The sequence below is a fragment of the uncultured Thiodictyon sp. genome (assembly GCF_903946935.1).
In the GTDB taxonomy this organism is placed as follows: Bacteria; Pseudomonadota; Gammaproteobacteria; order Chromatiales; family Chromatiaceae; genus Thiodictyon.
Window position 1 is genome coordinate 1 of the sequence record NZ_CAJAXH010000008.1, and the last position, 14,716, is coordinate 14,716.

Below are 14,716 nucleotides of genomic sequence, written 5' to 3' on the forward strand. Positions count from 1 at the left end.
ACGACCTTTGCCAGAAAATCAAAAACTTCATCGACTATTTCAACAAGACAATGGCCAAACCATTCCGCTGGACCTACCAAGGCAAGCCGTTGGCAGCCTAGCTTGACATGGTCCGAGCACTTTCATCCTGCGGTACTAGGTGCATACCCTAGTGCGTCGGCTTCTTGGCGATTCTTAGACGTTTCCCATAACGGGAACGTATTTTGATCGTCTGTTGTTTTATCCTTATCCTTTGCTTTAGTCTTGTGCGAGGCTAAGTAATCCTTTAACTGCTGCACTGACATTGGGTCAGTATCCGGCGGGTCTGTCAGGTCAACAATCCCCTTCCTTTTCACAAAGACGAATCGCTGAAGCGCGGCTGCTACGTCTATGTTCCTATCACACGCGCGACGGGCATTGGTGCGCGGGGGCAGTGGCGGCGGATTCAACGTCTCAGCATTATCGAACATTTGCGCAACCGTGGGCTTGCCCGTTTCGGTGTCGCTTCGGTCCCATGCTCGCCAGATTTGGCGGTGTTGGTCGGGCTTATCCGCGGCTAAGTTCTCAGCATAGAACGCGACGTGAAAATACTCTTTCTCGGTGAAACCCCACTTCTTGAGCCGTCCCGCCAGCATGAACAGGTACCCGCTCCCGGTAGTATCCCCGCCGGTCTTATCCCCGGTAACATACTTGCGAAGCTCGCTATCTTGATCTTTCGCAGCGTTGAAGCGAACCATAAGAAGCCGCGCTTCTTCGTCACCCAGCGGGGTTTCGTCTCCCGTCTCCTTCGTGCTCCCGGTAGACTGCGCCCCACTGTGCGCAACCGTAACTGCAACCGCAACATTAGAAAGCGCGGCTTCCATATCTTCCACGCTGTACAGCGCACCGGGGTTATGAGCCAGCAAACCCGAAAGGCCCGCTTCAACCGGGTAGCCTTTTGCAAGCTTCTTGGCTGTCGGGTGGTTGAGCGTCCCGGGCAGTCGCATTAGCCGGGATATGTCCTGGCAGTTATCCCCGCCGTGCGATAACGCCAGCTTCTTGTTAAGTGTCTCAATCCGTGCGATTGCTTCCCCCCGTGCGGGTTCTTCGTCGGGTAACGTGAAACTGTTGCGCAGCTTCCAGAACACCCCTAAGCCGTTCCCCGAGTCCACAATAAAGGTCGGGGGGTGCGCCGATGCTTGGAGCATGGGCACGGTGCTGTTAAGCAGATGCCCCCGGGCGGCTGCAAGGTCCGGGTCTATGTCAACGTGAAGGTACTCCGCGGCTGCAATGTGCTCTTTCCCGACACTGCGCCGACTCTCGATTCCTTCACGGTGCGGGTTCACGGTGAAGTAGAGGTTAGCAGATGGGATTCTTTCAGCGTTGTGGCTCCACGCGTGCCCGGCTGCATCATCGAAGCCGAACACGTCACCCGTAAACCGGGTATCAACCCGGTTGGCCCCTTCCACGATACGGGCAATGTTCACTTCCCCACCGTCCCGAAACAGGGAAAGGAAGGTGTCAATCTCTTGAATCTGTTGCGTGCGGTTGAGTTGTGCGGTATTATTCATGTTCGTGTTTCCTGTCGCTTCGGGGGATACGTTGCCGGTGCAACCGATCCCGGGATCGGTTGCATCGGGGTTGCGGTCTGGTAAACCGCGGCTTTTGGGTTTGAGGTTGAGTTCTTAAGGCCCCGTGCAGGCTAGTCGCCACGCCGGGGCCTTTTCTTTGCGCGTCAGGCGGCGGCTTTGCGTGCCTGTGCGAACGCAGCCCGGGCGGCTTGGTGTTGTTCTTCCCGGACCCGTGCCCACCTCACCACGCAGCCGCGGGCCTCGTGCCGCAGGTCCGGTGCCGGCTCAATCACCATGCGCCCTTGTTCAACGGCTTCCAGAGCTGCGAAAATAAGGGCCTCGGTGACGGCATAGCGGGTTGTCCCGTGGCGCACGGCGGCGGCGGCAATGGCCTCACGCGTGGCCAAGTCAACGGCAATGGCGCCGCGGTGCGGTGCCCGGGGGACGGCGGGGGGCGGGGTGTAGCTTGCGGCGGCGGTCGGCATGGTGGCGGGGCTCCCGTGTTGTTACTGCTTCTTACAGAATAAGCAGCCGGGAGCCCGAAAGCAATGAAAACGCCGGGGGCGAATCAACCCCCGCTTAATACGAGTTAAAAAAACTACGATTAGGAAATTTTATATCGCACTTTTTCAACCGCTTCACGCAGCACAGCGACACCCGGCCCCGCGCTGTAATTCCCGAACGACATTGAGTTTCTACCGTGCCCCGCAAGCGACTCTGCAACCGACTGGGGTACTCCCGCGGCTTCCAGCTTCGTTATGAAGGACTTGCGCATACAGTGCAGATTCAGCGAGCCATCAAAGCCCCAAACGGTCTTATATCGGCTAAACCTGTTTGATGCAGGGCGCGAACGCTTGTTATCGACTCCCGCGGGCGTTAAGCCGGGAATCAGATACTCATCGGCACCAAGCCCGGTAACATAGCAAGCTAGCGCACTATGCACGGGAACACTGCGCAAACTGTTCTTGTTCTTGGCCTCACGAATCACAAAGCAGTTATCTACGATGTCCGAACCGCGGATGTTGCATACTTCCTCTGCACGCATACCGCTATACAGTGCAACGTGAACAAGCGTAAACATATAATCATCGGGCGGCAGTTCTTCCCGCATCTTGTTTAGTAACTGCGAAAGCTCGCTATCTGTCCACGCACGCACGGCGGCGGGGTTAGTAACTCCGCGTGTCGTGTCACGCACAAGCTTGGTGAGATTTTCGGAAGGATCGGCGTCCAGCAAGCCCGATGCCTTCGCCCAACGGAAGAACACCCGCAGGTCTACCACGAACGCCTTTTTCGTCTTGGGTGCGAGGTCGGCGGCGGTCACATGGGAGCGCACGAACCCGGCAAGGTCCGCACGGGTGACGCTGGCAAGGGGCGGGTCCTTCAGGGCCTCTACCAAGGCGTTCAGGCGGCGGCAGCGGGTTCTGACAGTGGAGGGGCGGGCGTGGGCCAGGTCGGCAAGGTGGGAGGCTACAGCGGCACTCAGGGCCAGTGGCAGGGGTTCCCCAGTAAGGAGCGCGCGGGCCTCTGCCATGGCGGGGGCAAGGTCCGGGGGGAAGGTCAAACCGTTGGGGTCTGAGTCGCGCGCCCGGTGCCACGCCTCAAGGTCGAACCCCTCTAGGGCGTCACCCGGGCGGACCCTGCCCAGCGCCACCTCTGCGGCAACGGCAGCCCCTACCGCGAGGATACCCGCGGGCGTGGTCCACTCGGGTGCAGCCGTCCGGTGTGCAGCCCAAGCCCGTTCAAGGTCGCCAAGGGCGATATTTCGGCGTTGCTGCGCTTCCTTAAGGTCGCGCGTCTTGAGCGACTGGACGATGATCTTACCGCCAAGGAAGGCGGGCTTGCGCACCACGAGGTACCATGTCAGGCTACCCCGTTGGGTTAGATGTTTGGTGTCTTGCTTGGTCTTGCTCACTGATTGCCCCCGATACATGCCCCCGGGCGGGGGCGGACGGGGGCATGTTATGCAGGCATGTTATACATAGCAAGGCGCAGCAGTCCTTGCTATGTAAGCATTTTAGGGGCTTACATGCTGAAACGGACGGGGTTTCAAACCCCGTCCCGCCAGAAGCCCGCATTGCCAACCCGCCCCGCCGCGGGTATAAAGCCCTAAACCCACGCCCCCGACGGACCCCGCCATGCCCGCCGCCAGCCAGGCTCGCCGCGACCGCGATTTCGAGCGCCCGTTCGAGCTCTTCGTCAGCTACTCGCACGCCGCCGAGCCGATCAAGGACCGGCTGCTGGTCCACCTGGCACCGCTGAAGCGTGCCGGGCTGATCTCGACCTGGACCGACCGGGAGATCCCGCCCGGAGAACTTTGGCGCGATGAGATCGCCGCCGCCATCGAGCGCGCCGACGGGGCCCTCTTCATCGTCTGCGCGGACTTTCTGAACTCGGCGTTCTGCATGGACGAGGAACTGCCCGCCTTCCTCGCCCGTCGGCGCGACGCCGGCACCCTGGTCCTCTTCGTGCTGGCGGACCATTGCAACTGGGACCTGGACCCGATCATCAAGGCGCACCAGATGGTGCCCAGGGACGCCAAGCCCATCACCACCCACCGGCCCAAGTCCATGGCCTACACCGCCGTGGTGCGCGAGATCCATCAAGTCCTGGATTGGCACCGCAAGGACCGCGGCCTGGCCCGGCGCAGCGCCCAGCCGATTGCGCCCACCGACCGCACCCAGGACGCCCTAGCCGCCCTGCTCGCCGAGCTCCCCGGCGCCACCGCCCGCCTCTATGGCCGCGCGGCGGACCTGGCCCGCCTCGACACCCGCTTCGGCGGCGGACCGCGGCCCAGTCAAGGCGGCGTGCTGCTGTGGGTCGCCCCCGGCGGGGTCGGCAAGTCGGCCCTCACCCGCTGGTGGATCGCGCACCGCGACTGGCCGGCCGGCACCCGCTGCATCGGCCACTCCTTCTATTCGCAGGGCAGCCACAACCAGAGCGTCAGCGCCCGCGCCTTTCTGTTCCGCGCGCTGGCGGAACTGGGCGACACGCCCGAGCCCACGACCTCGGACTACGACCTCGGCCACCGGCTCGCCGGGCTTGCCGCCGCGGCCCCGACCCTGATCGCGCTCGACGGGCTGGAGCCCCTACAGCAGGCGTCCGCCGACCCCAAGCTTAACGGCCAACTCAAGGACCAGGGGCTCGCCGCCCTGCTCGAAGGGCTCGGGCCCGCCCCGGGCCAGGCACTGTGCCTGGCGTCCTCGCGCCTGCCGATCCCGGACCCGCTGATCGAGTGCCAGCCGGCCTTCCACCAGGTCCGGCTCGGTGTACTGCCGCGCCCGGGGGCGGTCGAACTGCTCGCGGCCCGCGGCCTCACCGGCACCCCGGACCAACTCGACGCCCTGGCTGGGCGCTGCGCCGACCACCCGCTAGCCCTGGTCCTGGCCGCGGAGCTGACCCACGGCTTTCTCGACAACCAGGCCCAGACCTTTCTGGACCGCGATTGGCCGGTGCCGGCCGCCGCGGGACCCGACCGGCACGCCGCCACCGTCATGGGCTGGTTCGATGAGGCACTGCGCGACGAGCACGCGGCCCTCGACCGTGCCCTGGTGCGGGTGCTCGGGCTCTTCGACCGCCCGGCGCCCTGGGGGGCGATCCAGGCACTCAAGGAACAGGACCCGCCCATCGCCGGGCTGACCGAGCCGCTGCATAGGGCCACGGACGCGGAGCTCGAGGAGGCGCTCGCGCGGCTGCGGCAATGGGGGCTCGCGGACCGGGACAGTCACGGGGCCGGCGCTGGGTGTTTTTTTGGGTTACACGCCGACAGAATGTCGGCGCTCCTTGACGCCCACCCGCTGGTGCGCGAGCACTTCGGGCGCGCACTGGAGCAGGAGGCACCCGCGGCCTGGCGGGCGGCCCATGGGTTGCTGTTCAACTGGTTCCGGGCACTGCCCGAACAGCACCGGTCGGATACGCTGGAAGGGCTGGAGCCGCTCTACCGGGCGATCGGGCATGGGTGTCGGGCGGGGCGGTATGCACAGGCGCGGCGCGAGGTCTACCAGGACCGCATCCTGCGCGGCGACCAGTACTACAGCCTGTTACAACTCGGCGCCATCTCCTCGGACCTCTCGGCCCTGGCGGGCTTCTTCCCCGATGGGTGGTCGCGGGCGCCGGTGACCGGGGACCTGAGCGAACCCGAGCGCTCCTGGCTGATCGCCACGGTCGCCTACTGTCTCATGTCGCTCGGCCGACTCGACGAGGCACTGGGGCCGCGGCGGATGGAGCGTGAGCAGTGGCGCGAGGCCGGGGACTGGGACAGCTTCTGTCGCTCATCGGAGAACCTGGTCGATCTGCTGACTCCGCTCGGCAATTGGCGTGAGGCCGAGTCAGTGGCGCGCGAGGCGCTGGAGACCGCGGGACGCGTCGTAGACAAGGACAAGGCCCGGCGACTCGGGCTCGCGGCTCTGGCCCGCATCGGCCGTGCATTGCAGGGTCAGGGCCGACCCCTGAAGGCGGCGCAGGCCTTCGCCAAGGCCGAGGCCGTACAGACCGAGCGCACTCCGCACCTGCCGACGCTAGTGGGCCTGGATGGTTTCGACTACGCCCAGCTCTTGCTGGAGCAGGCCCGGACCCCGGCCGAGCTCCGCGCGGTGCTGGAGCGCGCGCGGGCGTCACTGGCGATAGTCGAGCCTGCAGGTCATCTTGTGTCCGTCGCACTCGACCACTGCACCATCGGCCAGGCACTTGCCAGGCCGAACGGATCGGCGGGCGGCTCCGATAGCGAGGCTCGGGAAGCCGGCGCCCTGGATCTGGCCATCGAGACCATGCGCCGGGCCAGCAAGACGCAATACCTGCCGCTCCTGTACCTCACGCGCGCCCACCACCGCCGCACCCAGGCCGATCCGTCCGGCGCCCGTGCCGACCTCGAGTCCGCACTCGCCATCGCCACCCCGCCCGGCATGCGCACCTACATCGCCGAGGCCGCCCTGCTGGCCGGTCAGCTCGCCTTGGACCGGGCCCAGGCCGGCACCGCGCCAAACCCCGCCGCCCCGGACCCGGTCCCCGAGGCCGCCCGGCACTGGACCCAGGCCGATCTCTTAATTCGCGAGACCGGCTACGCCCGCCGCGAGGCCGAGTTGCACCTCCTGGAGGCCCGCCTCAAGCACCACCAGTCCCGCCCCGACGAGGCCCACGCCGCCCTGGCCCGCGCCGAGTCGCGCCTGCGCACCCTCGGCCAGTGGGGCCTCTGGCCTCAACTCGTGCGGGTCGCCACCGAGCTCGGCCTCCCGGACCGCCGACTTTAGTCGGCGCGAACCCCCGTCGCGGCCGATCCCATGGGCTCTGTCCGGTCGGCCGCGATACTCGCCGACTGAAAGTCGGCGATCCCAGGAGATGCCGCCGTTCCCGCGCCGGACGGGGCATTCGCCCCGTCCGAAACCGTTTGAAGCGGCTGGCGAATCCGCTATACCCGCCGGCCCCCAAACATTCGGGGACGACTAGAATAAGTCCTCCGATTGCGGGCCGCTATCCCGCTCCTCCCAGACTTTTCTGTGGCGCAACATATCGATCAAGTCGCCGCGCCTGAAGGTTGCGGAAAGCTGCTGCATCGACACCTGCTGCTCACCGTAAAGACGCTTGAGCGCCCATTCGACATCCGCGACGCACGCTGCGAAGTAGTGCTCGCCGCGCGCTTCGATCAGCGCCTTCGCCCGCGCGAAGTTGCGATGATCCAAGCCATCGAACTTCGCCTGCAAGTCGTCGAGCAGTCGCCCCCCCATCTGCATCGCAACAAAGCACGAGGCATAGCGTACAAAGGGCGGATCGCTCGGCTCCGGGCGGCGGCGACGGTTCTCGGCAATCCGGTACAGCAGCACGGCAACGATGGTCTGTGCGGCGTTCAGGGTAGCGGTAAAGATGGTGTCGTAAAGCTTACCGAAATGCTCGCGGGTCAAGAACTTCGCCTGATGAGGCGCGTAGCGCCAGACGGCGAGAATGGCCTCGGCAGCGGCCCCGGATGTGATTTCGCTCGGCTTGGCGGCACTCTCCATCCGCTTGCGCCGATAGGCAAAGCCTAAATCCGCGATGCCGGTCTCCAGACGTCGCTGCTTCTCGTCGTTGGAGCGAAGGTCTTTCAGATCGACCGGATTCTGGCTATTGGTGGCGTGTGTAATCTGCAGGACAATATCCCGGTCGTCCTTGGGCAGCTTGTAGATCCGCACCAGGACGCTGGCATCCTGCGGCAGGGGTTGCCCCGCGGCCAGCAGCTCATCGAACGTCCTCGCGATCGTCACGCTGGTCTGTCCGCCATTGACGATCTGTAGGTTTTCAACCTTCACCCGATAATCGCCGCCCTGCAAGGCATTGTAAGAAAAATCGCTGCACACCAGCGTCAGGCCGTTGTTGAAAAAATAGAAATTCGCCGGATTGTCGGAGCGCAACGTCTCGCGGATACCTTCGTTGACGCGGTTGCCGTGCAATCCCAGGTAACGGCGAACATTACGCTCCAAGAGCCGCTCGCCATGCCTGCGCATCAGCTCGGCAATCTCAGCGACCGGAATGCGACCGATGCACACACGGCTGAAATTCATGTCCTCGACGATCGCCTTGCCGGCCAGGCGCAGGGTCTCGTCGATCGGGCGCTGGTGTTGCAGAACGCCGATCAAGACATCCTGGTTGACATGCTCCCAGGTCACCTGACTCCCGAAGTCGGCACGCGTGATCGCCACTTGCGCGTTGACGTCCCAGTGCAGCCCATTGTTGCAGGCGATGGCCCGGACGCGCGGAATGAATCCGTCGCGAATCATCGCGCGAACGGACTCCACCTTGGCCTTGAGACGGTCGTTGATCGCACCGAGCGCGGACGCCGGGTCGAAGAGATGGCGAATGGCGTCCACCAAGGCGTCGATGCCGCTTTCCGGGAAATTCGCATCCCCCTCGAGCTTGGTCTTGTATTTCGCCTGAAATAGTGTGACCCCGAATTCGCCGTCGATTTCTTCGGTCATATGCATGGCATCGACGCCAAAGTCCCCGCCGCCCTCGGTTAGGCAATCGAACGCCTCTTCCGGATCCAGATCGAGCATGGTCTTGACGCACAGATAGACGAAGGCGAGCGTCTTGCGGCGCTCCGCGTCCTTGATCCCAAGCTCCGCCTCCGCCTGGACGCGGATCTCCTCCGCAATTCCGGCGAGGCGCTGATCGATGATGGCTGCATTGATATTCATTGGCGTTTACCGGGGTTGAGCAGGAATCGGTCAGGACCTCGTAACATCTCGATGGGCGCTCGCATGACCCGAAGAGCGGTATGGCGGACCATCAGGACCTGCATCAGGCTGTGCATCGGGGTTATGGAAGCGCGTGGTGCCGCGGTAGATAGAGTCCTCGCCCTGACCCAGGTCGAAATAGGGGTCGGGCGCACGAGCATAGCTTGTGTGGGTTGCGGGCGTGACCATCTTGAGCGACCGCTCCCTCAAGCCCGCCTGGCGCGCCGCGCGGCAGCAGAAACCCGGCGGCGAGGGCATGCGCGCGCTGCTCCAGGGCGGCGGGACCGATGATCAAACCGGGAGCGCAACGCCCCTACTCCTTAAGCAGCCCCTGCCCCAACCCCAGCTCAATCCCCATCCGATACAGGTCGTTCTTGCGCCCGCCGGTGAGACGGGCGGCCAGTCCCGCGGCCCGGCGCAGCGGCAGTTCGGCGGCAAGTACACGCAGCACGCGCTCCTGCTCCACCTGGTCCGCGGACCCCGCGTCCGGCAAGCCCTCGATCAGGAGGACCATCTCCCCCAGGCGCTGCTCGTCCTCGGCCGTCAGCCGGTCGGCCAGCTCCCGCACGGTGCCGCTAAGGAAGGTCTCGAAGCGCTTGGTGAGCTCCCGGCCCACCACGGCGCGGCGGGTCTCCCCGAGCACGGTCGCCGCATCGGCCAGCGTCAGGGCGGCGCGGCGGCCGCTTTCGTAGAGGATCAGGGTGCCGGGTTCCCGCGCGACGGCCTCTAGCCAGACCCGCCGCTGGGCGCCGGTGCGGGGCGGAAAGCCGAGGAAGAGGAAGCGGTCGCTGGGCAGACCGGCCGCCGATAGTGCGCAAATGGCGGCATTGGCCCCGGGGACCGGCACCACGGTGAGCCCCCGGGCGCGGGCAGCGACGACCAGATCGTAGCCCGGGTCGCTGATCAGGGGGGTGCCGGCGTCCGAGACCAGGGCGACACTGAGCCCAGACTCCAGGGTCTCGATCAGACGGGCGGCGGCCGTGGCCTCATTGTAGTCGTGATAGGCGATGAGCCGGGTGGTAATGCCGCAATGGGCCAGTAGTCGGCGGGTCTCGCGGGTGTCCTCGGCAGCGATCAGGTCGACGTCCGTCAGGACCTTGCGCGCCCGCTCGGTCAGGTCGCCCAGATTGCCGATAGGCGTTGCCACCACGTATAGTAAGCCACGTCGTTCGTCCATTCCGATCATCCCGCTGCTGTAATGGAACGTCTATCATGCACCAAGATCGCCCCGTCCCCCACGCGTATTGTGCCCCGGCCCGGGTCGCCGGCACCCTGATCCTGGCCCTCGCCCTGAGCGGCTGCGCCGGCTTCCCCTGGCAAAAGGCGCCGCCGCCCAACACCCGCGGCGGCTATGCGGCCGGCGACAAGCTGCTGGTCATCCTGCCCGGCAAGGGTCCGGTGGCAGAGGCGGCCAACGCGATCCGCGAGGGGCTGCGTGCGGCCAACGGTGCGGACGACACGGCCGCCAAACCGGCCTTGACCTTCATTGCCAACGACGACCCGAAAAAGATCCCGGTTGCCTATCAGGAGGCCATCGGCGCGGGCGCAACCCAGGTGATCGGCCCGCTGCTCAAGCCCGCCGTGGACGTCCTGGCGGGCGGCCCGGCGCTGAAGGTGCCGACCCTGGCACTGAATCAGACGACCAGGCCCGGCAAGCCTGCGGCCAATCTCTATCAGTTCGCCCTGGCCCCGGAAACCGAGGCGGTGGAGGTGGCCAACAAGGCGAAGGCCCTGGGTTTCACGCGCGCGCTGATGCTCTCCCCCAAGGGCGAGGCGGGGAGCCGGCGCACCGAGGCCTTCCGCCACCAGTGGAAGACGCTCGGCGGGACCCTGGTGGGCGAGGCCAGCGTCGACCCGGGCACGGCAAACCTGGCCAAGCCACTGAACGCCTTGTTGCACAAGGGCGCGGCGGACTTCCTGTTCCTGGCCACCGACGCCGACCAGGCCCGCAAGGTCTATCCGGCGGTGCGCGACGGGTCGGTCGCACTGCCGGTGGTGGCCACCTCCGCGGTCTATTCCGGTCAGCCCGACCCGGTTCGGGACCAGACACTGGCCGGGCTGTATTTCGTCGACGCCCCCTGGGTCCTGGGGGTGGGTGCGGCGGATGATCCGCTGGCACGCAGCAAGCTCAAGCGGGGCTCCAATGCGCTCGCCACGCCGCTGGGACTGCGACTCTATGCCATGGGCATCGACGCCTACCGGCTGGCCCCGCGCCTGAGCACGCTGGCCAAGGGCGCGAACGCCACCTTCCCGGGCGAGTCCGGCACCCTGTCGATCGACGGCGCCGGGCGGGTCCAACGCCAACTGACGCTGGCCCAGTTCACCGCGAGCGGCCCCCAGCCGACGACCGCCATGGTGGCGGCCAAGCCCGGCGCGCCGGCCACGGCGGCACCGGCCGACCAGCCAGCCAAACCCGCCAAGGCAAAGCGTGCAGCCAAGCCCAAGCCCGCCGCCAAACCAAAACCCGCCGCCCAGACAGCGCCCGCGGCCAACCCGGAGCCGCCGACCCCGATCGCGCGGCCGCAGCCCATCGCCCCGGTGCCGCGGCCGGAGCCGGTCGCGCAGCCCGGGTGACCGACCCCGCGTCCCCGGGCGCGGTCGGCGAGGACAAGGAACGCCTCGCCGCCCAGTACCTTCAGGCCCAGGGACTGCGCCTGTTGGCCCGTAACCATCGCTGTCGTTTCGGCGAAATCGACTTGGTGATGGGCGACCGTGACTGTCTGGTCTTTGTAGAGGTCCGTTATCGTCGCAGCGGGCGGTTCGGCAGCCCTGAACAGACCGTGGACTACCACAAGCAACGGCGTCTCTGCGCCGCCGCCGCCCACTATCTCCAGTGTCATCCCAGCGTGCTACCCTGCCGCTTCGACGTGGTGGCGATCCGCGCCCAGGATCAAATCCGGTGGATCAAGAATGCATTCAGTGTACCGGGAGGCTGAACCAACGTGTCTCATCTGAAGAAACCTGGACGTTCCAACGGCCCGCGGCGGCGAGCGGCACTCCTCTTGGTGACGGTGGCGGCGTCGCTCACCGGCTGTGTCCCGGTCATCATCGGCGGCGCGGCGCTGGGTGCGGCGGCCGTCTATGACCGCCGTGGCCCCTCCGCCGTCATGGAAGACCAGCAGATCGAATTCAACGCCATGCGCGCACTCGAGGACGAGCCTGGACTCAAGGGGCGTGGTCGCATCTCGGTGACCAGTTACAACTACCAGGTGCTCTTGACCGGACAGGTGCGCGGCGCCGCGGAGCAGGAGTTGGCCGCCGGGGTGGTCCGCCGGATGTCCAAGGTGCGCAAGGTCATCAACGAGGTCACGATCGGACCGGACATCAGCCTGCCACGCAAGAGCGAGGATGTACTCGTGACCTCGCGGGCGAAGCTGGCGCTCTTCAACGTCGAGGTCCCCAACTTCGACCCGACCCGGGTCAAGATCGTCACCGAGGACGGTGTGGTCTATCTGCTGGGCCTGGTCTCGGAGGAGGAGGGTAACGCGGCGGCCGAGCAGGTCCGCTATGTCCCCGGGGTCAAGCAAGTGGTGAAGCTCTTTGAGTATCGGCAACCAAGGACCTGAACTCAGCCCCGGACTGCGCTCCGACCTGGCCGCCGCCGTCGGGCCGGATCGGCTGCTCACCGACCCGGCGGACTGCTGGCCCTATGGCTATGACAACAGCCGCCGACACGCCCTGCCCCAGGCGGTGGTCTTTGCCGCGGATGGCGAGCAGGTCGCCCGCCTGGTCAGGCTCTGTGCTGGGGCAGGCCTGCCACTGATCGCCCGTGGACGCGGCACCGGGACGACCGGGGCGACGGTCCCGGATCGCGGCGGGGTGGTCCTCTCATTCGAGCGCATGAACCGCATCCTGCGCATCGCCCCCGGTGACCGGCTCGCCATTTGCGAACCCGGGGTGGTCAACGCCGACCTGCAGCGGGCGGTGGGTACACAGGGCTTTTTCTGGCCGCCCGACCCCACGAGTGCGGCGGTCTGCACCATCGGCGGCAATCTGGCCTACAACTCGGCCGGCCCCCGGGCGGTGAAATATGGCACCCCGCGGGAGAACACACTGGGGCTCACGGCCGTGACCGGGCGCGGGGAGACCATCCGCACCGGCGTACTGACCACCAAGGGCGTGGTCGGCTATGACCTGACACGGCTCATCATCGGCTCCGAGGGGACCTTGGCGCTGATCGCACAGGCGACGCTCAAGCTCACCCCGCTCCCCGAGGCCACCCGCACGCTGCGCGCCGCCTACCGCGACATCCATGCGGCGGCAGCGGCCGTCTCCGCGCTCATGGCCCAGCCGGTCATCCCCTGCGCACTCGAATTCATGGACGCCGCGGCGCTGGCCATGGTGCGCGGTTATGCGGCGCTCGACGTGCCGGCGGCGACCGGCGCCCTGCTGATGATCGAGGTGGACGGACCGGCCGCCTGTATCGACGGTGCCGTCGCCGCCGTGGCGCAGGCCGCCGGTAATGAGGGTCTGCTGGAGGTCCGTCACGCCCGGGATGAGGCGGAGGTCGCGGCCCTGTGGCGCACGCGCAAGGCCCTGTCACCGGCACTGCGCCAGGCCGCCCCCAAGAAGATCAACGAGGACGTGGTGGTGCCGGTCTCGCGCCTCGGCGAGTTTATCGATGGACTGGAGCGCCTGGCCCGGGAGACCGGCATCCGCATTGTCAACTTCGGCCATGCCGGTAACGGCAATATCCATGTCAACCTGCTGATGAATCCGGACGACCCGCAGGAGATGGCGCGCGCCCGGAACTGTCTGGACGGGGTCTTCTCACTGGTGCTGGGGCTCGACGGGACCCTCTCCGGGGAACACGGGGTGGGGCTGGAGAAGCGCGACTTCGTCGCCCGGGAGATCGACGCCCCCACCCTGGCGGCGATGGCCGCGGTGAAGCAGGGCTTCGACCCGGCGGGGATACTCAATCCGGGGAAGGGGCTGCCAGGCTAACAGCAATGGCCGTTCCCCCACCCCGTCCTTACCATAAAAGGGGAGGAAGAATTGGAGCGCGCCCCCGGCGCGACTTTCACGGTAACGACCGATACACTGAGCGAAGCCTTGAACCGGGCGCTGGGCGACCAGATCGAACGGATTGGGGATGACCTTTTTGTCACTTAAGTGGCACGTATGGCACCAACCACCGAGCACACTAGGGAAGGACCGGGATGGTCGAGCGCCGCCGGAACCCAGGTGACAGCCGGCCCAGTCGCTCGGGTCACGCCGACGCCGCTGGCAGGGCTGCGCGCGAGCGGCGAGACCAGGGAATTTATGAGGGCTAGTGCGCGCAGGCGCGAGCGGCCTCGTCACGGGTGTAGAAGCGTCCGTCACGGATGAAACCGCTGACGAGCCCGGGGCAGGTGTGGGTCACATGCCCGTGCTCATCGCGCTCGGCGATCCAGTTTTCGGGAAGCCCATCAAGCACATGCAGCGGGGCCGCCGAGCCGTCCGCGAACCGGGAGATGGCCAGATCGCCGCTCTCGTTGTCGCGAAAACCGGGCAGGAAACCGTGGCGGTCATTGTTCAGACTGATACCCCGGGTGCGCTCGAACAAGATGTTCTCGTCCCGAAGTGACAATTGGGTCAGTGCGCCCCGCAACTGGCGTGTACGTTCCTGCTGCTGGGGTTCGACGGTCGCGATGCTTAGTTGTAGTGAATCGGCGTACATCTTGGTTCTCCCGGTCTTGGTGCTGTCCCCGATGGGGTCCCTTGGCCAAAATGCAGCATTCGGCGTGCCAATGGTCCTGAGGCGATCCATTGCAGTGCCGCGGCCGGCCGCTGGCTCCATCACCCGCGGCAGATGCAGGTGCCACACCCGCGGACAGCGGGAGAGGAAGGCATCGGCGACCGGACGCATCAAGACGCCGACGCTGACCACGAGACCGGCGCGCGCCAGGTCGCGGATCTCGGCCAGCGTGATGCCGCCCTGGCTCTGCGCCACGTGATCCTCGTCGCGGAGCTGACCATCGCGTGAGCCCGAGAGATCGGGCAGTGCGC

General features: G+C 66.2%; 11 protein-coding genes. 5 read left to right on the top strand and 6 right to left on the bottom strand.

Features of this window, described 5'->3' with window-relative positions:
* Window positions 1-122: 122 nt before the first annotated feature.
* The 3 genes from QZX93_RS00330 to QZX93_RS00340 all read right to left on the bottom strand — a co-directional run bounded on the left by QZX93_RS00330 (window position 123) and on the right by QZX93_RS00340 (window position 3,441).
* Window positions 123-1,529: a hypothetical protein gene (locus QZX93_RS00330; protein ID WP_295394280.1), complete on the bottom strand. Its 1,407-nt coding sequence runs from the start codon at window positions 1,527-1,529 to the stop codon at window positions 123-125.
* Window positions 1,530-1,693: 164 nt separating this feature from the next.
* Complete coding sequence (locus QZX93_RS00335; RefSeq protein WP_295394282.1) at window positions 1,694-2,014, bottom strand: hypothetical protein; 321 nt, start codon at window positions 2,012-2,014, stop codon at window positions 1,694-1,696.
* A 119-nt stretch (window positions 2,015-2,133) separates the two neighbouring features.
* On the bottom strand, window positions 2,134-3,441 hold the full coding sequence (locus tag QZX93_RS00340) for a tyrosine-type recombinase/integrase (RefSeq protein ID WP_295394284.1): 1,308 nt from the start codon (window positions 3,439-3,441) through the stop codon (window positions 2,134-2,136).
* Window positions 3,442-3,664: 223 nt separating this feature from the next.
* Here QZX93_RS00340 and QZX93_RS00345 point away from each other — a divergent pair, with 223 nt between their 5' ends.
* A complete protein-coding gene (locus tag QZX93_RS00345) occupies window positions 3,665-6,772 on the top strand; it encodes a toll/interleukin-1 receptor domain-containing protein (protein ID WP_295392601.1) in 3,108 nt (1,035 codons plus the stop codon).
* 192 nt (window positions 6,773-6,964) lie between these two features.
* Here the strand turns inward: QZX93_RS00345 and QZX93_RS00350 are convergent, their stop codons facing one another.
* Both QZX93_RS00350 and rsmI read right to left on the bottom strand, forming a co-directional pair.
* The gene (locus QZX93_RS00350; protein ID WP_295392603.1) at window positions 6,965-8,548 is read right to left on the bottom strand and encodes an AIPR family protein; all 1,584 of its coding nucleotides are present in this window, start codon (window positions 8,546-8,548) and stop codon (window positions 6,965-6,967) included.
* A 493-nt stretch (window positions 8,549-9,041) separates the two neighbouring features.
* Complete coding sequence (rsmI, locus tag QZX93_RS00355) at window positions 9,042-9,905, bottom strand: 16S rRNA (cytidine(1402)-2'-O)-methyltransferase (RefSeq protein WP_295392604.1); 864 nt, start codon at window positions 9,903-9,905, stop codon at window positions 9,042-9,044.
* A gap of 35 nt (window positions 9,906-9,940) precedes the next feature.
* Here rsmI and QZX93_RS00360 point away from each other — a divergent pair, with 35 nt between their 5' ends.
* From QZX93_RS00360 to QZX93_RS00375, 4 genes are read left to right on the top strand one after another with little or no spacing between them, the layout of a single operon-like run.
* The gene (locus QZX93_RS00360) at window positions 9,941-11,302 is read left to right on the top strand and encodes a penicillin-binding protein activator (protein ID WP_295392605.1); all 1,362 of its coding nucleotides are present in this window, start codon (window positions 9,941-9,943) and stop codon (window positions 11,300-11,302) included.
* Window positions 11,299-11,664, top strand: a complete 366-nt coding sequence (locus tag QZX93_RS00365) for a YraN family protein (RefSeq protein WP_295392607.1) — start codon at window positions 11,299-11,301, stop codon at window positions 11,662-11,664. The genes QZX93_RS00360 and QZX93_RS00365 overlap by 4 nt, the downstream gene beginning before the upstream one ends.
* Window positions 11,665-11,670: 6 nt before the next feature.
* Window positions 11,671-12,294, top strand: coding sequence for a BON domain-containing protein (locus QZX93_RS00370; RefSeq protein WP_295392608.1), 624 nt, complete (start codon window positions 11,671-11,673; stop codon window positions 12,292-12,294).
* The gene (locus QZX93_RS00375) at window positions 12,269-13,672 is read left to right on the top strand and encodes an FAD-linked oxidase C-terminal domain-containing protein (protein WP_295392610.1); all 1,404 of its coding nucleotides are present in this window, start codon (window positions 12,269-12,271) and stop codon (window positions 13,670-13,672) included. The genes QZX93_RS00370 and QZX93_RS00375 overlap by 26 nt, the downstream gene beginning before the upstream one ends.
* 325 nt (window positions 13,673-13,997) lie before the next feature.
* Here the strand turns inward: QZX93_RS00375 and QZX93_RS00380 are convergent, their stop codons facing one another.
* A complete protein-coding gene (locus QZX93_RS00380) occupies window positions 13,998-14,660 on the bottom strand; it encodes a hypothetical protein (RefSeq protein WP_295392612.1) in 663 nt (220 codons plus the stop codon).
* Window positions 14,661-14,716: the final 56 nt, after the last annotated feature.

Bases quoted from the DNA above. Each gene is read 5' to 3' on its own strand.
- QZX93_RS00335 (WP_295394282.1), bottom strand. From the start codon at position 2,014: ATGCCGACCGCCGCCGCAAGCTACACCCCGCCCCCCGCCGTCCCCCGG.
- QZX93_RS00345 (WP_295392601.1), top strand. From the start codon at position 3,665: ATGCCCGCCGCCAGCCAGGCTCGCCGCGACCGCGATTTCGAGCGCCCG.
- QZX93_RS00350 (WP_295392603.1), bottom strand. From the start codon at position 8,548: ATGCTCGATCTGGATCCGGAAGAGGCGTTCGATTGCCTAACCGAGGGC.
- QZX93_RS00360 (WP_295392605.1), top strand. From the start codon at position 9,941: ATGCACCAAGATCGCCCCGTCCCCCACGCGTATTGTGCCCCGGCCCGG.
- rsmI (WP_295392604.1), bottom strand. From the start codon at position 9,905: ATGGACGAACGACGTGGCTTACTATACGTGGTGGCAACGCCTATCGGC.
- QZX93_RS00330 (WP_295394280.1), bottom strand. From the start codon at position 1,529: ATGAATAATACCGCACAACTCAACCGCACGCAACAGATTCAAGAGATT.